13 protein-coding genes and 1 pseudogene are annotated in these 20,880 nt (G+C 41.3%); 8 read left to right on the forward strand and 6 right to left on the reverse strand.

Translation table 11 applies throughout. The features are described 5' to 3' along the window. Positions 1 to 15 precede the first annotated feature (15 nt). Positions 16 to 1,284, reverse strand: a pseudogene (gene nrdD, locus ACZ5R2_RS22495) (anaerobic ribonucleoside-triphosphate reductase); the annotation flags it as partial. Positions 1,285 to 1,399: 115 nt separating this feature from the next. On the opposite strand from nrdD, the gene ACZ5R2_RS22500 reads away from it, so the two are divergent. From ACZ5R2_RS22500 to ACZ5R2_RS22535, 8 genes are all read left to right on the forward strand, one after another. Next, positions 1,400 to 2,914, forward strand: a complete 1,515-nt coding sequence (locus tag ACZ5R2_RS22500; protein ID WP_464902416.1) for a tyrosine-type recombinase/integrase — start codon at positions 1,400 to 1,402, stop codon at positions 2,912 to 2,914. After that, on the forward strand, positions 2,904 to 6,719 hold the full coding sequence (locus ACZ5R2_RS22505; RefSeq protein ID WP_464902415.1) for a hypothetical protein: 3,816 nt from the start codon (positions 2,904 to 2,906) through the stop codon (positions 6,717 to 6,719). Before ACZ5R2_RS22500 ends, ACZ5R2_RS22505 begins: the two co-directional genes overlap by 11 nt. Beyond that, positions 6,712 to 7,329: a hypothetical protein gene (locus ACZ5R2_RS22510; RefSeq protein ID WP_464902414.1), complete on the forward strand. Its 618-nt coding sequence runs from the start codon at positions 6,712 to 6,714 to the stop codon at positions 7,327 to 7,329. Before ACZ5R2_RS22505 ends, ACZ5R2_RS22510 begins: the two co-directional genes overlap by 8 nt. 8 nt (positions 7,330 to 7,337) lie before the next feature. Then, a complete protein-coding gene (locus ACZ5R2_RS22515; protein ID WP_464902413.1) occupies positions 7,338 to 7,883 on the forward strand; it encodes a hypothetical protein in 546 nt (181 codons plus the stop codon). Next, entirely contained in the window at positions 7,825 to 10,287 is a 2,463-nt protein-coding gene (locus ACZ5R2_RS22520) for an AAA family ATPase (protein ID WP_464902412.1), read from the forward strand. Before ACZ5R2_RS22515 ends, ACZ5R2_RS22520 begins: the two co-directional genes overlap by 59 nt. A gap of 230 nt (positions 10,288 to 10,517) precedes the next feature. After that, on the forward strand, positions 10,518 to 11,111 hold the full coding sequence (locus ACZ5R2_RS22525) for a hypothetical protein (protein ID WP_464902411.1): 594 nt from the start codon (positions 10,518 to 10,520) through the stop codon (positions 11,109 to 11,111). A 315-nt stretch (positions 11,112 to 11,426) separates the two neighbouring features. After that, complete coding sequence (locus ACZ5R2_RS22530) at positions 11,427 to 12,023, forward strand: ComF family protein (protein ID WP_464903645.1); 597 nt, start codon at positions 11,427 to 11,429, stop codon at positions 12,021 to 12,023. Beyond that, positions 12,023 to 12,577, forward strand: coding sequence for a hypothetical protein (locus tag ACZ5R2_RS22535; protein ID WP_464903644.1), 555 nt, complete (start codon positions 12,023 to 12,025; stop codon positions 12,575 to 12,577). The genes ACZ5R2_RS22530 and ACZ5R2_RS22535 overlap by 1 nt, the downstream gene beginning before the upstream one ends. Before the next feature lie 215 nt (positions 12,578 to 12,792). Here the strand turns inward: ACZ5R2_RS22535 and ACZ5R2_RS22540 are convergent, their stop codons facing one another. The 5 genes from ACZ5R2_RS22540 to nrdG all read right to left on the reverse strand — a co-directional run bounded on the left by ACZ5R2_RS22540 (position 12,793) and on the right by nrdG (position 20,879). Then, the gene (locus ACZ5R2_RS22540; RefSeq protein ID WP_464903643.1) at positions 12,793 to 14,847 is read right to left on the reverse strand and encodes a UvrD-helicase domain-containing protein; all 2,055 of its coding nucleotides are present in this window, start codon (positions 14,845 to 14,847) and stop codon (positions 12,793 to 12,795) included. A 13-nt stretch (positions 14,848 to 14,860) separates the two neighbouring features. After that, positions 14,861 to 16,873, reverse strand: coding sequence for an ATP-dependent nuclease (locus ACZ5R2_RS22545; RefSeq protein WP_464903642.1), 2,013 nt, complete (start codon positions 16,871 to 16,873; stop codon positions 14,861 to 14,863). A gap of 601 nt (positions 16,874 to 17,474) precedes the next feature. Next, a complete protein-coding gene (locus tag ACZ5R2_RS22550; RefSeq protein WP_464903641.1) occupies positions 17,475 to 18,653 on the reverse strand; it encodes a hypothetical protein in 1,179 nt (392 codons plus the stop codon). 340 nt (positions 18,654 to 18,993) lie between these two features. Next, positions 18,994 to 20,085, reverse strand: coding sequence for a hypothetical protein (locus ACZ5R2_RS22555; RefSeq protein WP_464903640.1), 1,092 nt, complete (start codon positions 20,083 to 20,085; stop codon positions 18,994 to 18,996). 326 nt (positions 20,086 to 20,411) lie between these two features. Beyond that, the gene (gene nrdG, locus ACZ5R2_RS22560) at positions 20,412 to 20,879 is read right to left on the reverse strand and encodes an anaerobic ribonucleoside-triphosphate reductase-activating protein (protein ID WP_464903639.1); all 468 of its coding nucleotides are present in this window, start codon (positions 20,877 to 20,879) and stop codon (positions 20,412 to 20,414) included. Position 20,880 lies beyond the last annotated feature (1 nt).

Genomic DNA, 20,880 nt, shown 5'->3' on the forward strand with positions numbered 1-20,880 from the left:
CCTGGCAAACTTGGCTTACAGGTGCTTAACGCGACGCTTCACTTCTTCTTGCTTACCAAAGTTAAACGGGCGAGCATCAGGGCTACCTAGGTAACCACATACCCGGCGCGTAACCGAAACCTTAGTCGAATCGTGGTTACCACACTTTGGACAGGTGAATCCCTTACTAGTGGTATCAAACTCACCGTTAAAACCACACTCATAACACTCATCAATTGGCGTATTGGTGCCGTAATAAGGAACGCGCGAGTAGCTGTAATCCCACACATTCTCCAGCGCTTCGATGTTCTTCTGCATGTTCGGGAATTCGCCGTAACAGATAAAGCCACCGCTTGAGATCTCTGGGTAAGGCATCTCAAAGTCGATCTTATCGTACGGATTAACCTTCTTCTGCACATCAAGGTGGAAACTGTTGGTGTAGTAACCCTTGTCTGTTACGCCGCTAATCACACCAAACTCTTTGGTATCAATACGGCAGAAACGACTACATAGGTTCTCACTTGGCGTGCCGTACAGGCTAAATGCATAGCCGGTCTCTTCTGCCCAAGTGCTCACTGCTGCTTTGAGGTGCTTGATGATCTTCAGGCCTTCTTCGCGCATGGCTTGGTCATCGTACATGTGGACTTCTGTGCCCATTAGCGCGGTAATCGTCTCATGGATACCGATGTATCCCAGAGAAATCGATGCACGACCGTTTTTGAAGATCTCTGCGATCGAGTCGTTAGCGTTTAGACGCACACCACAAGCACCTTCCATGTAAAGGATCGGCGCAACACGAGCCTTAACGTTTTCAAGGCGCGTAATACGAGTCTCAAGAGCACGACGAGCAACCACCAACTTGCTATCTAGTATTTGGTAGAACTTCTCAACACTACCTTGCGCTTGCAGAGCAATGCGCGGCAAGTTGAGGCTCACAACACCAAGGTTATTACGTCCTTCGTGTACCAGCTCACCGTTCTCTTCAAAGGTGTTTAGGAAACTACGACAACCCATTGGCGTCTTGAACGAGCCAGTTACCTCAACCACTTTGTCATAGTTTAGGATATCTGGGTACATACGCTTGGAAGCACACTCCAGCGCCAGCTGCTTGATGTCGTAGTTGGCATCTGCAGGCTTATGGTTAAGACCATCTTTAATTGCAAACACAAGCTTAGGGAATACCGCGGTTTTCTTGTTCTTACCCAGACCGGCAATACGGTTTTTCAGGATTGATTGCTGGATCAGGCGCGATTCCCAAGTGGTCCCTAGGCCAAAACCAAAGGTGACAAATGGCGTTTGACCGTTATGTATTATATGACCTAGCTCTCACCATAAACATGTAACAAATAATACTTTTGATTCTTATATAACAACAACTTATTGTGTAAATGTGTCAACTTTAGGGAAGTGATGGACTCTCATGAATCTGAAAAATGTTAGGTACGAGAAAAAACGACAAACAACGACTATCAATTCTCAGGTAATCGAAACGACCTCTCATCACCTTTATAGGATTAGTGATAATTCTGAGGTTGAAGAGTTCCGGGCATATGAGAAGGAGATAGTTCGCCTCAAAGAGACTACTACCAAAAAATCAAACCTAAGTGCAAACACACTCAACTCGTATCGAACTCCTGTCATTAAATTTATCGATTTTCTCCATGAGGCAGGAGTCATGGGTTCTGAGACTCCCTTATCATTGAGCCATGCCTATAGGGCGATCATGGGTTATCCAGAGTACATCCAACGAGAATTACCTAGTAACGTCACTCTTGAAATAGAGACAATCAGAGCGCTAATGGATAATTACCGCCCAAAACTGAGTAACAACTCAGTCAATATTCATTTAAATGCAGTTGAGCACTATATTAAGATCTCTGAACGCTATGCGAGAGCAGCACATACTAGACTCTGCCGTGCTATGGGAGTGTCGCCATCACATTCCCAATATCAGCCTCTGTTCGAACAGGTTTGGAACTCCACGGAAATATCACTCTCACAAAAAATATATTGGCAAAATCATACAGCTCTTGGAGGTATCCTCGGTGCACACAATATTCAGGCACAGAAAAATCAAATATTTTCTCGTCTTCCTTCTGATGACTCTACAATTAAGGACATAGTTGCCATAACACAGGAACAGATTAAACAGTTTCTTGAGCTGAAATCACTGTCTGATCGTGACCGAACCCTATACGCTCTTCTATTCGCGAGTGGGTTACGAATCAGCGAGGCACTGCTATTACAATTGAGGCATGTCGATTTCACAAACCGTAGAATCTTCCTGACCTCAAATGTATCAAAGCGCGGTTTGACCTCAGAGGAGGTTAAATTGTGCGATGCATGGAAAGGCCGCAAAACCCTAAACGATGAGGTCTACCTATTTGGCATAGCTGAGGAAATTTTTTGGGAGTCACTGGATAAACTCCTATCAACGGCTGTCACGGATGATAGCCACGATTTTTTGTTTACGTACGAAAAGAACTCGAACAGGGGGCGTCCATTTATCCTAACTCAGCGTGCCGATGAAAAACGTAGCCACTCAAATATCGTAAAACGTTTTAAAAAAGCACTAATGGAAATAGGTATCTCAAAAAAAGCACTCCATGGGCCGCATTTTGCCCGGCATGCACTCGTCTATTACCTCCATTACGAATGCCCTCGCCTAACAAAGGATGAAAAACTGATATTTGGTTATGACGCAGAGGATGTCCGAAGTCTGATAGGTCATGTCAATTACACCAGCACCATAAATTATAAAAGAGACGACTCAGAGAAACTGAGTCAGGAACATAATTTGTCTCGTGATATCACACGCCTGAACCTAGATGAGCAGACAGCTAAACTGCTAAAGCAAAAACAATTGCATTTAGCAGAGGCTAAAAAAATCGACAAGATGCTATTGCGATTGAAGGGACATAATAATGATATTTAATACATCAGGTTCAGCCTATTACCCCTTGGGTATCGAAACGGCGAATAAGCGCTGTAATCAAATTGCGCTTCAACTCATGACTAAGGTTGAGGAATTCTTCTCGAATGTCGGTGTAGATAAAAAGTTTTCTGTGCCAGAAATGGATATATTGAATCGCAGTTCAAATCTGAGCACAGGCAAGGCCGACGTACGCTGTGTAATATGTGAAATAGCAGAAAATATCTCGAACACCGATATATTGCTCAAAATCGCGTCCCTAACCGCTAGTGCGGGTAATTTTTCAACCAGAAAAAGCGATGCACGAAAGCCTGAACATAAAAGGTATCATGGGGCCTTGGAGTTCCTGAAGCAAGTAGAAATACTATTTCTATCTATTGGTATTCAACCAGAGCAAATCAGTAAAAATGTTTACAACACGGTAATACTGTATTCGAGGTTGATTTTAATCAGACTATGGCGAGAGGGATTAGTGGTTCTCCCAATTACCGTGGATTTTGAGCTAAATACCAACAAATTTGATGAGTTTACTAAGTTCAAAACTAGTAACCATCGTTCTAAACCGCCAATGTTTGGCGCATCTGAAAATTATTGTGAACAACTGAAAGTTGAGTTCACGCAGGTACTGACTGACATTCAGAGTGCTCCAACGTTGGAGTTTAATCTCATTAAATACGAGGGTGGAAAATACTATAGAAAGTGTTCTAGCATTCTATACTGTAGCACATTAAAGTCCCCCGGCGACATTAGCATAGACTGCTACGACGACCTAGTTCGCCTATTTTGCCTATATGACACGTATGATTCCACAAATCCGCACGATGCAATATTGTTGAAAGAGTTGTCTAATGACACCAAGCCATTCAAGCTAGCTAAAACGGCGTTCGAAACATTCAGGACTGCTGCTACTAAACTAGGCTGTCACAAAAAAGATTCGTTAACAGGCCACACACATAGCGTTACCAGAGCCTATAGGGCTGAACTATTGCTATTAAATTCCGCAATAGATTTCAATTTCGACGAGGTCATTTACGAGCAGGATGAGCAGATGCTATTCGAGTTTTTTGCTGATAATGATTATAAAGCGACCCAAAAGTTTTACTCTCTCGGGATTATAGATGAGCCTGACTACAACGCATGGAACATGTACAAAGACAAACATCTGAATTCTGTTACTAAACCATCATTCTCCAACGCTAAATGGGGCTGGAATGTTATTTATCAATATCTTGCATATGTATCATGTTGGTGCGAAATGTTTCAAGAACAGTCTATAGAAGGATGTATCTCTACACCTGCAACATTCAAAGAGTTAGATAGAGAGACATTTGTAATTCGCTCCTATTCGAATCAAGATATCGATACTGATCAATGGCCCCGTACATTAGGGGAGTTTTTGCTGCATAAGTCTGCCTCCGTGGCTACGTGGGTAAAAACCGCTCTAGACTCCGTAGAGGTTAATTTTGCTTTTGATGAAGACCATATTAGTTCAACAGGTAAGCTGCTGTTACCAACTGAATTTACTAACCACTGGCACAAAGCTAACAATGGTATCCAACTAGGCACCCTGACCGAATCGGTTAAGCGCGTATTTACCAGACCTGAATACGCAGTATCGTTGAGCGTGGCCTACACGTTAGAAATGTACGGTGCCTACCTCCAAGAGCGGGTTTTAGAGGGTTACGATTATAATTTGCTGGGCTTTAGACCTGCGATGTCTTTCCATACAGACAACCAATACAGGTTAATCGAAATAGGACCCAAAATCAGAACTCCTGCTGGCATAGTGAAATATCAACACAACTCTCCAGTAAATGCCGAAAAGAAGCTGATTGCTGATGCATTTTATTGGGCAGTACCGTTGGAGCATTACCAAGATGTAATACGTGTGGGTGAGAACAATACGATGGCACTTAAACGTGAGATTAATTCTCATGTATGCGCTGGGTTTTCTCCAATCGTTTGGTACGTTAATGATGAACTGACAGATGCCTATGTTCGTTTAGATAACACGTCCAAGATCATCGGTAATCCATTTTCAATGACTAATTTTGGAACGATAGACATCGAAGACACGCAAATAGTGGCTCCATTGCTCGGACCGATCAGAGGCATTATTGTTGCACTAGAACAGGGGATACGTCACAAACATATCCGCTATTTGGACAAAAGGTATTTTGACCAATATGTGACTGAGGACCTTGTTCAACTATTGGTTAGCACCGACAAAAGTAGACGGCAGCCATGGAAAGCGATCTCTCACCTTGATGTTATATCAATGCTCCGAGCCGAAAGGCAATTTCAGGATTTGAGAACTGATATTGACCACCTAATAAACTATAACAATGACGGTAGAGAAATCGATGTACTTTTTAGGAACGCATCCGGTGAAGCGTTTACAGAAACAGCATGGAGTGATGTATGGCGGATATTCCTATCTATTTCTCAGGGGGTTATCAATAGTTCATTCACTAATACGATAGATAGGTGTGAGTTTGTTAAAATGGTGCCTCTATCCGAAACTGGCTCCATGACATCTCAGACAGTAGAACGGTTAATCACCGCTGATAGCGAGTTCGTTAAGCGAGCTAAGGTCTCAGGTAAAAATGAAAAGCTCAAATTTGATGCCGACGGACATAGAGTTAAGTTATTAGCACTACTAACTCCGCATTCAACTCGAACCACATATGTCAGCCATCGGGTTGGCTATATAGGGCTAGAAACAGTTCGTAAGAATATCGGCCAGATAAAAGTGTTTTCAACTGTCTACTACAACAAAGAGACAGACGAAGAAAGAGCACGAAAGATCTTGGAGTACCGCAGTGGCCATTCTTTGCAAGTACACAAACCAACAAATAACGATACCTCTCGTATGCGCACCAACGATGTTTCTCAAACCCATGTACAGGGAGCATTTCAGGAAAATCCCAGAGAAACAATGATGGTGTACGGCTTTACATCCATTCCAATTGTAACTGTTGATGACGAAGGTAATGAAATAACTAACCCAACTGGCATGGATCTTGTTGAGTCCACACCGTTGTCACTAATCGCATTTGCACCCACCCATATTTGTATACATAACATGGAGTGCACATCAAAAATAATCACTGAAAATGGTGGTTATCAACGATGTGGTGTCTGCCGAATTAAGATCTGCCATATTGATAACCTAATATCTATTTCACGTATGGTTCAGCGCTATGAGTTAGATCTAAAGGCCAACGTAACCGCCATAATCAGACTAAACCGTAGCAAGGTTGATGATGCAACTGTACATAAAATTGAGATAGCTCAACTGAAGAGAGAGCAATCAATTTTACAGAGTGAACTATTGGGTTGGCAGACAGCTCTGCACATTATTGAGCAAACGAGGGTTAGATTATTGAACAAAAAACATACTAGTAGATTTATTGTCCCTGCCCCGCGCCTATTGTCCACAACAATATCATGCAAGAAACTCAGCCAGTCTGTGCCTGAGTTATTTCTGGATCATGTGACTAACATGAGTGACATTCCGTCCTTGAACAGTCCTGAAGTTGCAAAAACCGTAGCAAAAATTGAGAAACGGATTTTACTAGAATCTAAAAATGCTTCTAAGGATGTGATGAGAGAAGTTGAAGCCTGTTTTGTGAGTGACTCTCTAGATCCACGGCACATTATGTCCCCAATAATGAGCATGTTGGACGCAAAAATAATTACCAAGGAGCAAATCCTACAAGTAATCGACAATGAACTATCGCCGCCAACTCTCAAGAGAAGCCCCTTGCAAAATACGGTAATGGAGGCTTTAACAGCTAATGGTTAAAGAAAACGTAAGAGCAGAATCTCTGAGAAAGCGTATTGATTTGGTTGTTAAAACACTAGATACATACATTAACACGCCAAGCCTCAGGACGGATATTTCCAGTATGAATCAGCTTGCAAGAAAACTGCATCGAGACACTGGAGTTGCGTATTCCACTTTGCTGAAGGCTGAAAACAGCGGGGGATACTACCGAGGCTACCTAGAGACAGCTTTGTTAAAAATCGCGCCAAGTACCAACACACTAGATTCACTAGCACAACCGAAACCTAAAAATTGGACACACCTTCAAGCTAGATACGAGTCTAGAATTAGCCTTCTTAACAACGAGGTAAAAAAACTAAAAAATGACCTGTTACAGGCTGAACTTGCTATATCAAATGCATCTCAAAAGCAGTTAACACTACAAGATGCAACTGATGCTAGACAGGCTGATATCGACATCGAGAAACTGTGTCGAGCACTAGCTAGAATTCTAGACAATGGTGATGTGGGTTTAGATTTTATGCCAGATGGACGAATCGAATATTTTGGTGAAACCATAGTCAATTCTGAACAAACGCTGCCATATCTAGCATGGCAAAAACGCAACACACCTCCCCCGAGGGACTGAAGGTAATTATGAAAATCGAACCAATAAGGTTGACGCCTGAGCAAGAGTGTTTGCGTGGTACAGCCAAATCTGCCCTGTACGTCGAATGCTACAAGAACATCATTGGACAGATGCGCGAGAAGCAAATTAGGTTTCCGCGCGACGAACGTGGTACGAATGACCTAGGCATTAATGCCAGTAAGTTTGCTACATGGTGTGCGTTTAAGGATCGTGCAACCTTGTACAAAAACACTCAGATTAGAAATGCACTGCCTCAAGATATAAAAAATATTGGTATTGAGTCTTCCCAGACAAGATCCATCACTGATAAAAAACGAGATGAACAACTTTTGGGTCAGGCACGCGATATAAATGAACAAGGTACTCTAATTGTAACTCTCAATGCTCGAATTGAAACACTTCAGAAACTAGTGATTGAGCAGGAAGCACGGATACATGATTTGGAACTGAAATTAGCCGCCTCAAAACAAGCTGTGGACGACCATATGAGGTGCCATGCAGAGCAGGTTAAAAATTCTATCCTCAGCGGGGGAAGAACATTTGACCGAGCTTAGATTACTAGTTACCAGTGTACGTACCTTGCTGAACGCATATATTGTGTATGGTAATTGCACTGCTACCAACAAACGATTGTCTGTTTTTTTCAGAAAAGAGCTCGCTTACAGGGAGCCTTGCGAAGCTGAAGTATGGGAGTTTTCATGTGCGAACTCAAAAGTACTGATTAATTATCGGTCACAGTATTCCGCTATTGCAGGTCGGTTAGTTTTAGCCGCTTTTGATGATATAGAGGGCGACTTAAGGCTCTTTGAGCGAGCATTACGCCAGTATGAGTTGCCATCCCTTACTAAACGGCTTTTCTTCAGACATCCAGAATTTAGAGGTATAGGGTGTGGAGAGTCCCGTATTCGAAAAGCCATCGAAAGGGCTGGGTCAGCAAGGCAGTTCCTAAATGAACTAAAGCACAACAACCTAGCTGCTCTTGTGGATGCATTTGACAGCACCGAACGAGGTTTAGCGTTTTTAACAGCATACCAGAATCTGAAGGCTGAGTTTGAGTCCATCGAGTTCATCGTTCAGGCTGGTTATGACAAACGTACGGCACATAGACTAATCAGGCTGCTGGGCCGCGATACAAAGCGTTTATTAACCAGTAATCCCTATGCCCCTATCCGCATGGGTAGCCGATTCAATAATACGTGGGGGGTTGCTGAAAGACTGAGAAAGACCATTCAAATTAGTATTCCAGATGACTCCCCGGTTAGGTTGATTGGTGCAATTGACTACATCGTGTATCGAGCACTAAAGCAAAACCATACAGCTATAAGTGAAGAAAAATTTAAAATAGCACTATCAGCGTTGATTGGTGAAAGTTTGGTCGATGTAGCGATTAACACGGGGCTTTCGCTAAGTGCCCTATGCAAAACCAGTAGAGGCGACTATCAGGGTGTCGGTCTAGCGAACCTTGAGAGTATCGTCGAAAAAGCAATGGCAGCAAAAATAGTTTCTTCTAAGGACACTAAATCATCCCATAGACGCATCCTCACCTTGATTAATGAGTTTGATGAGTACTCATTTAAAATTAACGGATTTAACCTTACCGAAGAACAGAAAACACTCGCCTACAACGCGTTGACCAATGACCTTTCAGTCGCCCAAGGGGAAGGAGGTACAGGTAAGAGTACTTCTATGGCATGTATTAAGTACGTCTGTAACCGCCTAAACCGACCATCATATTTTGTAGCGGTTGCGGGTATAGCAAAAAAACGTATCAATGACGAACTGGAACGAATGTGTGTAATCCGAAAAACATTCACTAGCCTATTCGGTGGTGGAGAGGACGAGGTCTGTTGTTACACCGTCAGAGGTCTAATACGTCAAGTCGAGCTAACCGTTCAAAATCCTAATATTAAGAATGCGATACAAATTAACGACAACCCGTTGATTGTGTTTGACGAATCCTCAATGTTAGATCTATCACTGGCTGTAGAGTTTATATCCCTGTTTGAAAAGCATTTTGAGAAATACAGCATTTCGATGGTAGGAGACATTGCTCAAATCGCTCCTATTGGCTTTGGTATAGTTTGGCAGCACCTTGTAAACCTTGGGACATCAAATCATCACACAGTGCCATACTGCGAACTGAGACGTGTTCACAGACAAGGGGTAGATAATCCAATTAGAGATGTGGCGAGGCTTGTAAGAACCATAGGTCATAGTATGAAAACCGAGTGGGATGACGAAGTAAGAGAATTTTCCAATGATCCACTCAGTATCCTAACCGAATTGAGTTCGTTTTCGGGTCAAGCTGGTGTGTATTACCTGCAAGTTGATGACTCTCAGATCATTTCAAATGCATATTCATTATCCAAAAATTTGAGATTAGATAGCTCTCAAGTAATCACCCCTTATTCTAATGCAAATAACCCACTATCCACCACGAGCGTCAACGCCCACTTCATAGCAAATGAGCGAGACAACAATGCTGACTCTGATCCTTTATGGGGGTTTACCAAGGGGGATCGTGTTATCGTCACAAAAAACTACGCCCTGCTTAATCTGTACAACGGAGACATCGCGACAATCACTGACATTGTCTTTGATCAAGAAGATATAGGTGAAGATGCAAAAAAGAAACTCGTCTGCCAATTCGCTGAAAAAACTGTTTATATTGATGAGAGTGCATGTTTTGATACCGGGTTAGTACATTCCTACGGTATAACATTTCATAGAACTCAAGGCTCAGAGTTTGCCTACACTATAGTGCTTTTGCCTACGTCTACCTCCACATCATTTGTCGAGAACAGCATGATTTACACTGCACTAACACGCTCGAAAGTTGCCACAATCTTTATCGGTGATATAGGCACCCTCACAAGGGCAATCAACAGCAAGCCTTCCTATCTGATGATTCGTTCTGGTTTCAACCTTGAAGTGGAACTTGAAAACCAACTTTCGTGAGTTGCATAGCTAGGCGCACGTCATAATAATCTAAAAGGATAAGGGCGGAAGCGGAGACAAAATTATGAGGGACATTATCTGAAGTTCGCCCGAGCAGTCTGGATTCTTAACTGGCCACTAACTTCTTGATTCTGACTTGAGGGTGTAAGCTAAAAAATGCATTATGTGTTAGTTAGGCGCAGCTTTATAGCCATGAGCTGTACGTTATAATATCAGGGAGTTCATCACTTATGGAGCAACTAATTTCAAATTTATTTACTTCTACGATAATAATGGGAGGGTTGACCTACTTAGGGAAAAGGGTCATCGACTACTGGTTTAAGCTTAAAGAAAAAAACTACGAATTGTCCATGAAAAGCATCGCAGATAAGGAAATTAAGCTTTACAAGGCCGAATTGGATAGAACTTTACTTCGGTATAATGTAAAAACATCAGGCGTATATGAAAAACAAGCCTTGGTATTTACCGAGTTGTACGGCATGTTCGCAGATCTTGAGAGTGATGCCGATGTAGCAATTAATCAAGGAATACCATGGGATGAAAAATATCAACAGTTTAAAAGTACACATATAAAGCTTTTAAAATATTGGCGCAGAAATCGAATTTTGCTGCCAGATAGCATCGATGTTTTAATTCAGGCGCTACAGCGAGATACCTTTTGGCTGGTTGAGCATTATGGCTCTGGTGAAGCACGCTTGCGTCAAGGAGATGATGAGGGGCATAAAAGACAAAAGCAAAAAGCAGAAAAACTAAAAACAACGATTCCCCAAATAAGGTCCCAGCTAATCATAGAGTTTAGAAATACTATTGGTGTGTCAGACTAGAAATTATAACCCTTATTGTTCGACAAGTATCATGGTTCATCTGATACCAAGCTAGGCCTTGCCCTTTACCTCTCTGAGCCACCAAACAATATCGTCGACTGCACATCTCACGGGATGAACCTTGTTCATGTCAATGAAAAGCTATACGAAAATATTCCATAGTTTTTCCTCAGATTCTCTTTCGTCTCACATAATCAAATGATACCAGTTGCACCTCATAGTGAACGGTCGCAACATAGGCCAAATGCAAGAAAAAATCGGTCTATAAAGCGATACCCTTCAAAGAAGGATTAATACCAAGCTAGGAGTATAATTATGGATGTAAATGTGAAGGAAATTACAGGAGTGTGGGACTCTGGTTATTCTCTTGATAAGCACACTGTAAGTAGTACATATGTTGGCGATAACGAGTGGGGCCGTCCGCAGTTTGATACTGTAAGAACAGATGTCGGAGAAGCAGTGTTTCGCTTGAAGTACCGAGATGATTTTGCTAAGTGTACTGATATTGCTCAAAGCATACATGACGATATTGTATCGAGACTACCTTTTATATCTTTTATCGTGGCTATGCCACCCTCGAAAGCTAGATCCAAACAACCTGTGCAAGAAATTGCCTTAGAGCTCGCTAACATCGCTGGTAAGCGCTGTATTGACGGTCTGCTTGTTAAGTCAAAGCCCACACCACAAATGAAAGATATTGACAGTCGTCAGGAGCGTATAGAACTGTTAATGGAGGCATTTGAGATCGATGATAACGTGGTGGCAGAGACATTGCCGCAGACAGGTTATAATGTGCTCATAGTTGATGATTTGTACGATACTGGAACTTCTTTAGAAGTTGCCACACAAACACTACGTAAGTGTGATAAAATTAATCAAATTTTTGTTGCTACAGCGACTAGGAAAAGGTAATGACTACGGTTTTTATTTCTGGCTCAATGAGAATTAAGAATTTAGACGAAAACGTACGTTTTCGGCTAAAGCATATCATTAACTCTGGCTTTGATGTGATAGTTGGTGATGCTGATGGTGTTGATACCTCGATACAAGAGTTCTTAGAGCAAAATTCCTATCCGAACGTAACTGTGTATTGTACGGGCGGACAGCCTAGAAACAACGTAGGTCGATGGCCTGTAAAAAATATTGTTAGTAATGCGTCTCCCGGTTCTAGGGCGTATTTTACCGCTAAAGACCTAGCTATGACTCAAGATTGTGACTTTGGGTTGATGGTTTGGGACACTAAAAGTACCGGAACTTTGAGTAACGCCGTAGAACTTCTACAGCAAGATAAAAAGTCTCGTGTATACGTCAACAAAGATAAATCTTTCGTAAAAATAACTGCCATACAAGATTTAGAGCACTTAGTTACTTTCATGAGCGAGTTTGCATACAAAAAAGCGAATGATAAGATTAAATTAAAGGCTAAAATTGATGCCATTAAACATAAGTCTTTCGAACTTTTCTAACACAAGTTCAAGATACTTTTTAAGCTACTGTGACTGTATTAGTGCAATAGCACTAGCTACGAGTCACGATGCCCGCAAGCAGCGTTAAAATAGAAAATCGCTCACATTTTACATATCCTTGTCATAGAGTAACTAATATTAGATGAACTGCTCCAATACAGGTTGTTACCTGATATTGAGATTCTCAGTAGAAAACAGCTATAGAAGCTAGTAAATTACAACCAATCACAACCACCACTGGAATTTAGTATCCCTATTTTTTTCCACCCTTGCTTCTTTAGTGCTTTAATGTCTCTTTCCTTTATTATTCCCGTCTTTTTATCTGTCAAGGTGTCTTTCTTCATAGCTAGGCATAACAAGCGAGTGGGTCTAGTCATTGCAACATAGTGAAGCCTGAGCCGATTTTTCAATGCCTCAGTAGCGGAAGTCGCACGTTTTCCCTTCAATTGATTAAGCAATTTTTCAAGGTGATGCGCTTTGCTATATGTTTCCAAAGCTAATGTTGCAGTGTGAGTTTCTCCTTTAACTGCATGAATCGAACTGAGGTGAATATCTATGTTACGGCCGCCATACTCCACCTGATACGTATTATTGCAATTTGGTGCCATAGACCCAACATCCTCAACAACCATCGAATCTGGAAACGCAAAAAATGGGTCATCAGCAGCCAGTTTCGTTCCGGACATTGCAAATACAATGTTAGCTACTTTCTTCACCCACACTTGCTTCCATGTCTCCGCGTCAGGGATATCACGATCTATAGCCAAAGTAGTAACAATTTTCATATAATCATCTAAAGCACTTTCATCAAACTCTTCAAGTAGTTCTATCATGTAGCGATGTTTTCGTTTTCTGGATTTAAAATCCTCTTTAGTAGAAACTTCTTTCGCTTTATTGAAAATACCCGATGCTATACTTTCGATAACAGTGAATACATTTCCTCCAGAGACTTCGCTTGCTTGCGAACTTGCTTTACGGAACCCGGACATCACGTACTGCATAAACGTTGATGGTTTTGGCTCTTGATTAGCTATTTCAGGATCATATTTGGGCCAATAATGAACAACGTGACGGGGTATACGATCGGTGCCGTTATTGCGGTGAACAGCACCAACCGCTGTCACACGCATTTTATCTAACGCTTCTTGACTATCTTTAAACACCGTAAGAACGTATTTTCCAAAAAAATCTAACACTCGACCTACACAGTCATCATCTACTAAAAATATGGCATGATGATTTTCTTCATCAACGGTCCCCTGCCCCACAAGAACAGTATCATCGATGGAAAGCGGAGAAGCTAACTTAGCAATTGATGGGCCGAAACGATAACTGTTAGGTAGTTCAATAATTGATCCTATTTTGTTTGATGGAAAGGAATCTGTATGAACCGTTTCTGAATCACCCGCATAATTAAAAATAGCCTGATCTATATCTCCAAATCTCATTCTACATACAGGTAACGACCCCTCCATGAAAATTTTATGCAGCATAGAAGATTGAAGTTCGCTATTATCTTGAACCTCATCTATCAAAAGTGTAGGGAATCGCTCTCGGATGTACCTTGTCACATGATTATTCTCGTCAACAAAGTCCTGAGCCCACACAAACATTTCATCGAATGTATGGATGCCCTCATCTTCGATAGATTTTTTACATGCATTAGTCATCAACTTGTAAGTTCTTTTATCTTTCCCTAGTATTCCTTTAGCCCATCTAACATCACCAATAGAACAATCCGGTGTCTTTACAGTTAACGAAGATTTTGAAACATGCGCATTCTCTGCGTTTTCGATTAGCCAATCAGGCAATGCATTCCACCGCCAAATGTGAGCATAGTTTGTATCAATAGTATTGATAGGTATACCTTTTGAGCGCAACCAAGGTAATGCCAAAAACTCATTTACAAAACCATGTATCGTGCCAATATAATGGGGGTAGGACAGCAGAGCCTGACCGACTTCTGTACCGCCAAGTTTATTCTTTATTTCATTTTTAGCTACATTTGTATGAGATAAAACACATATACCTCTACGTTTATGAGGCCATTTACGTACAAGAAGAGCAAGCTTTGCAACGAGCAAGGTCGTTTTACCACTACCGGGGCAAGCGGAGATATCTAAAGTTTCATTAATAGACTTTAGAACTCTATTTCTAGCGCCACCATCTTGTTCATCTGAGAAAGCTTTGTCTGGCAAGTTAAGAATCTTTACCACCCATCGAATATCTTCTTCTGTAAAACCTTGAGACTTAGTACTGGGCATCATCATGCTTCTTCCCCTTTTAATGACGTGTATCCGGTGTCACATATTTGATTGCTTCTACAAGGTATGTAGGAAGTAGTTTTTCGACTTGATTTGGTTTCACAGTAGCGAATCGGTCTTCAAGAATTTTTGCCAAATATTGAGCAGTTATAGACTTCGATGCCTTTGATCCTGTGACAAACTGAGCATATACATTTGATGCTAAAACTTCTGACTGGCACCAATTTCTTTCTTTTGCAGTACTTTCTACATTTGCATATAAAGTACTGTATTCATCGGTGGCGATAACAATCTTTTCCTCGTAACTCTTGTCACTATAACTTTCATTTTCGTCCCATATTGCGAGCTTTGCTGCAATGAAAACCTCTTGCGCTAATGCATTACTGTTATAGTGGGCCAAATCATATTCAAGTGTCCATTCATCCGCCACGTAAGAACTCACATTTTGTTCATGCGCTTTGTCACGAATTTTATTCTTATATTCTGTTAATTGGTTACCTTCAAAATCACTTTTTGCCCTCCACTTCCTAGGCTGACTCCCTGTTGTCTTAGGCCAACTTTCACCCCTTTTTACTTTTTTGATGATTTCTGGTCCACAGTTCGGCATTACGTCTAGGTCAGTAACACAGGCAACAGGGATAGCTATTTTGCCATCTTCCTCAACGTTTTTTCTCAAGAAGATTTTTGCGTATCGTCTTAGACCAACGCCCCCTACATTCACAATGGAAACGCCATGCTTAGTAAAATCCCTTCCAATTGACTTAGCTAGTGTTGGAATAAGTATATTCTCTGCATCACCCTCAACGACCATGACACTTCGCGCGAAAAATAAATTGGCTTTCGTAACATCTAAGAAACGGCGTAAAAATCGATAATCACTTTTGTCAAGTTTGGTTTGTTCTTGACACATACTAAAGGCACTTCCAGACTTCATAATTACCAAATTATCAATAGAAATCTCTGAAGCTAAGTTTGGACTATGTGTAGTAATGATAATTTGAGGTTTTTGCCCGTCAGCTCGTGTCTTTCTGGCGATACTTTGCAAATAATTAATCAACCTAATTTGTCTTTGAGCATGAATATGGGCCTCAGGCTCTTCGATCAAAAGCATGGGAAAGCTATCTTGTTCATCAGCTAGTAGAAGAAGTTCACAAGCCATAAAAAGAATGTTGTTTGATCCCAATCCCATCCGCCCTGATGCGTTACCCAAGTTTAAATTTAACTTTTCAAGCAACTGACGTAAACGCACTGAATCGGAACCATTTGAGCTAACAGATATATTGCTATTCAACTGTTCTCCAGTTAACTGCATTGCCTCTAAATGGTCATTTACTTTTGAGCTTCCTTTGGTGATATGTCCATGGCTCTCAATAAGTTTGTTAAAGTAGTCGCCTAACCCCAATAAACTGAGCTTACTTATTTTCTCCGCGTCAAAAGACTTAATTTCATCCTGAGTTGAGTCAAACAGCTCACCTTCATCTATTCCTCCTAAAGCATGTAGTACCATAGAAAGGCGCGAGCTTCTTCCAGATGACAACTCATCTTCTGCATCTCGAAGTGGTCTAAGATACGTTGCAGCTAGTAAACTACGAGTTCGATTATCAAACACTGGTCCTTCAGCATTTAAGCCAGAGCGCGTCTCAGTAAAAGTAACAATCCTGCCAGATTTCCTGCCGTTTTGTTTTGCAGTGAGGGTTATATGAAGAGAAGGTTGATCATCTTTGTTCACTCCATATGTTAGATACTCGGCAAAAGCAGATTTATCACCTAATGTAAGATTTTCGAACATAGCAGAGATTTGAATTTCAGAGGATGAGCAGTCATTGACCGTTGATTGATAAAAGTCGTCCTGTGTGAACCTTAACCACTCTTGATCCGTAGTGCTGAGAAGGAATCTCAATGCATCTATGATAGCAGTTTTGCCAGAATCATTTTCGCCTACTATTGCTGTTAAACCTTCTCTAAATTTTATAGTGACGCCATTCTCATTAAATGACCTAAAGTTTTTTATTGAAAGTTCTGATAGATACATCTATTCCCACTCTTGCATATCAACATGTCGAGTATGAGTGTACCAGAAAGTATCTGTGAGGTTTCTAATGATTCATTTAGACGTGAAGTACTCCAAAAATTGCAACTAATAACGCCGGAAAGCCTGCCTAAACTAAGCATCCCAAAACCCGCCTATATTCCCGGACAGTGAACATAGCGAGAGAGAATGAGAATTAGTTGAATGTTTTACTACCTAGCTCAAACGTTGAATGTCCGCGAGGCCATACCTTGGTCACGGACCTATCGTGATATGGCCTCGCCTAACAGCACTACGAAATTCTAACCAGTCATGCATATAAATGTATATGGGATGGCTAACTGTTTTACCTCTCATAAATCTATCTAGCGCCTCATTAATATTGGGCGGTAACTCAGCTGGGTCGACAACTGGAAATGGTGTTCCATGCAACTCAAATGCTCTTAGTTCTGGCAGAACCATCATTGTCCCCCTTTTTTTTGGCAACATTAGTCATTCTCAATATCTGACTGTGCACAAAGTGCTCACTACAGTACAAATAGATTTGGATTGTTTGAAGGAGAGCCGGGCTCACATGTTCTACAGCCCGGCGAATCTAGACTTCCTAATTTGTTAATAAAAACTCATTGTTTGCATTAACCACCAGTGAACTGGCGGCCTTTCGCATAACCATAGCACTATAACAAGATACAAACGCGGCCTCGCTATCACCAGATAGTATGAGGTTATCTATATAATCATCTGTTTCCTCATTTCCAGTCCGCTTGTACAAAAGGTTTGACCAATTAGTTAGGTGTTGGTCATAGTAGCGACGAAACTCGTCCATAGCCCCAAATGGAAACGATTTCATGGCATCCACTAAGTTGACTAAAAAGTCATCTCTAAACTCGGTTCCGTGCGGCGTCAACAGCGTCATACGGCTACTATGTATACCAAGCTGTTTTTTCTTTTTGGTTAAGTACGACTGTAATTCAGGAGGTAACAACCCAGCAATAAAGTATCCCGTATGCCATTGATGCCCTAGTTGATGGAAATTAAGGTCTTCCAAGTCCTCCACCTTACCTAATAATCGAATAACCTCTTTTTGCATCGAATTATCTTGATCCGTTACTCGGGTAAACGATTTTTTCTCTTTCTCCATTTGATTTTCATCCATGACCATCGTGGCCTTTACACGGTCCGTCTCCGTTAGACGTTTCCCCATAAACAAATTATCTAGGCGCTCTATTAAGTGAGTTTCTGCGTAGGCTCGCGATAATTTAGTTAGTATTATTGCCGTAATTTTCTGATGTACATTATCAAGTAGATTCGCCTTGTAGCCAGATGTATAAAGGCTGCACATTCGCAAAAAAGCTGAAATACTCCAAGCCTTATCGGTTTTCCCCTCCAATTCTTCGTATGTAGACAGCACTCGGTAGTCTTCATCATCCATTAAGGGCAATAATGTGGTACACACCGCAGTCGTTATTTGCTTGGCAGATGGATGCTTCCGAAAAAATTTACGTTTTTCAGAAGGTGGTAGTTGGTCAGAACGAACATAATACTTGTAAGAGCTATTCAGAGTCCCTAGCTCAAAAATGTGTCGTTTACCGCCTCGCTCTAAGTGCGATGCCCGAAATGCAGACGTGATATTAATACGATACCGCGATAGTTCAGCCGTATCGTGAACCTCGATACCTACAGCATAGTCAAACCCGTTGCCAGCAACTCGATTTGACTGAATTTGTGAGAGTATAGAGCCAATTTTTAGTTGAGCTGCCTCGTCGTTTTGGGCTTGTTTCAATAGGCACTCTAACTGCTCGACCTCGGTTTCTGAAAACGAGAGGTGAGTCCACAGTATCGTTTCTCCAAGCGATTTAATTCGGCGTTTACAATATTCCAATTTTTTTCCTGAATAGCGTTGTGTCGGACAGTTGTACGACGTGGGATGGTAAATCTGTGACGCAAAAGTTACGTGCCATTCAATTTAAAGGCAATAAAATTAGTCATTAAAAACATACATTTAATTGAAACTCACTGGCTATTTTCTGTAACCTATAGATTTCAGTAAGTGAAAACAGCCACTTAGACATTAGTCCAACTATTAGTACCGACACGTTATTTCATGAGCTAATCATCGAGTTCTATTTGTCAATCAACCGATAACGATAGTTTCGTCTACCATGCTTAGTGTCCACATACACTATTGGATTGTGACTCAGAGTTTTTTTTATGTATCCCGGTGAGTGAGGGAGCCCAGCATTTTTTAAGGTAACTGCTAAATGTTGCTTCAGTTGCTCGAAGTTCCAACACGACTGGGAGTCCATCACGGACAAGATCAATTGGAGGTTTAAACTTAGTGGTGCATGTCCACCGTACCAGTAGACAGCACCACCTACGACTTCACACAGTGAGTGGTTGCGCAATAAAGATATGATTTCTAAAGCTTGAGGATAATGATAGGAAATCCCACTAATGGTGTTACTCTTGATGAGCGAGTATAGAGATTGAGCTCTTAGAGCCCTCTCAAGTGTTGGTACCAACCTATATAGCGGTAACTTATCAGTTCGGCTAAACGCTATCTCAATCGCTGATGATAAGCGGGAACCAACCGGAACATAGAAATACGTCCTTTGATTTCGCCAACTACAAGTAACAATAGAACTGTGATTGAGCAACCGGGCAGTCACCCCTGCCAGAGAATAGTTTGACATTGAAAAGTACCCAATACCGCGTTGTTTACCTATCACGATCAAGTTCTTTAGATCACGACTAGCTGCTCTCCAGTCGTTTCTATTAACTAGTATATCCTTGTTAGAAGCCCTATCGAATTTCACCTCGTTAAGCTCAACGTCTACTAGAACAAAATTGATTTCGAGGAGCTCAGCATACCCAATTATTTTGAATAAATGACGAGCATCAATATCGAAATCTATAAACCCCTTACGAATTAAAAGCGCTGTTACTTGCTTCACAGGCAGACAGCCGTGAGTCTCAAGAATCACTCCTATGCAAAGTGTGATTTGTTTGAGTACATTTCTGGTCGTCCCTTCCTTTATCAGCACTTTAGCCATTGATAGAGCCTCAGAAACGATTCCTAGTGACTTACCATAGCGCTTACTAGTTTGAACCTGAGTGTTCGCATTACGAGAAAGTAAGTGAAAAATCAGAAGGTTGGAATGTACCATTGACCCAAAATCTCGAGTCAAAGCGGAACGTAATTCAGAGCTGAACATTTTGCTTTCCCCATAGAGGAGAAAGCAAAATGCGGAATTTCAAGCATAACAAGGTTACGTGACAACCCAGCGGTCACATTAGAACCCTAGAACTGAATTACTGATAATGCCACAAGAAAGAGTCAATTTTTGGCATTGAAAAAAGTTGTAAGTGACGATCGCGGAGCACTGCCCTGTAAGCAATAACTACCGTATCTAATAGCATTATGGAGAAGTATTTACTCGTAGAAGTAAATATTGTTTAAAGTTCTTCGCTAAATCTATATTTTTATGGTAGTTAAGCCTACAGATACAAAAAAAGCATGGCAACAACCATGCTTTCAATTTTACAGACTAAATCTATGTATGATTTGATTCGAGCTTCCACGCCACAGTAGTTCTGGGTCGTACTTATCATGCTCAAATTTACCATCAATCAGGACATCTATGTGTTTCACTATAGATCTTTGCTCTGACGACAGTTCATCATTTGTGTAACCAGTCCACATCCAAATGTCTTTATCAGGACATTCCTCTTTCACTCTAACTACAAGTTTGTGGATACTTGCCGTATTTGCAGGATGCAAAGGGTCACCACCTGAGAGCGACAACCCACGTCTCTTTATTCGCTCATCTTTAAGATCAGCAATAATTTGGTCTTCCATCTCTTGTGTAAATGGGTGACCTGAATTGGGGTTTAGAGTTGATTTGTTATAACAGCCTCGGCAATTATGTTCGCACCCTGCTACAAACAGGGTGCAACGTGTACCTTCACCATTAACAACATCAACTTGTTGATATTTATGGTAGTTCATT

It is taken from the genome of Vibrio sabulosilitoris (genome assembly GCF_055391395.1).

Bases quoted from the DNA above. Each gene is read 5' to 3' on its own strand.
- ACZ5R2_RS22515 (WP_464902413.1), top strand. From the start codon at position 7,338: ATGAAAATCGAACCAATAAGGTTGACGCCTGAGCAAGAGTGTTTGCGT.
- ACZ5R2_RS22530 (WP_464903645.1), top strand. From the start codon at position 11,427: ATGGATGTAAATGTGAAGGAAATTACAGGAGTGTGGGACTCTGGTTAT.
- ACZ5R2_RS22525 (WP_464902411.1), top strand. From the start codon at position 10,518: ATGGAGCAACTAATTTCAAATTTATTTACTTCTACGATAATAATGGGA.
- nrdG (WP_464903639.1), bottom strand. From the start codon at position 20,879: ATGAACTACCATAAATATCAACAAGTTGATGTTGTTAATGGTGAAGGT.
- ACZ5R2_RS22505 (WP_464902415.1), top strand. From the start codon at position 2,904: ATGATATTTAATACATCAGGTTCAGCCTATTACCCCTTGGGTATCGAA.
- ACZ5R2_RS22555 (WP_464903640.1), bottom strand. From the start codon at position 20,085: ATGTTCAGCTCTGAATTACGTTCCGCTTTGACTCGAGATTTTGGGTCA.
- ACZ5R2_RS22500 (WP_464902416.1), top strand. From the start codon at position 1,400: ATGAATCTGAAAAATGTTAGGTACGAGAAAAAACGACAAACAACGACT.
- ACZ5R2_RS22520 (WP_464902412.1), top strand. From the start codon at position 7,825: ATGCAGAGCAGGTTAAAAATTCTATCCTCAGCGGGGGAAGAACATTTG.
- ACZ5R2_RS22545 (WP_464903642.1), bottom strand. From the start codon at position 16,873: ATGTATCTATCAGAACTTTCAATAAAAAACTTTAGGTCATTTAATGAG.
- ACZ5R2_RS22535 (WP_464903644.1), top strand. From the start codon at position 12,023: ATGACTACGGTTTTTATTTCTGGCTCAATGAGAATTAAGAATTTAGAC.
- ACZ5R2_RS22540 (WP_464903643.1), bottom strand. From the start codon at position 14,847: ATGATGATGCCCAGTACTAAGTCTCAAGGTTTTACAGAAGAAGATATT.
- ACZ5R2_RS22510 (WP_464902414.1), top strand. From the start codon at position 6,712: ATGGTTAAAGAAAACGTAAGAGCAGAATCTCTGAGAAAGCGTATTGAT.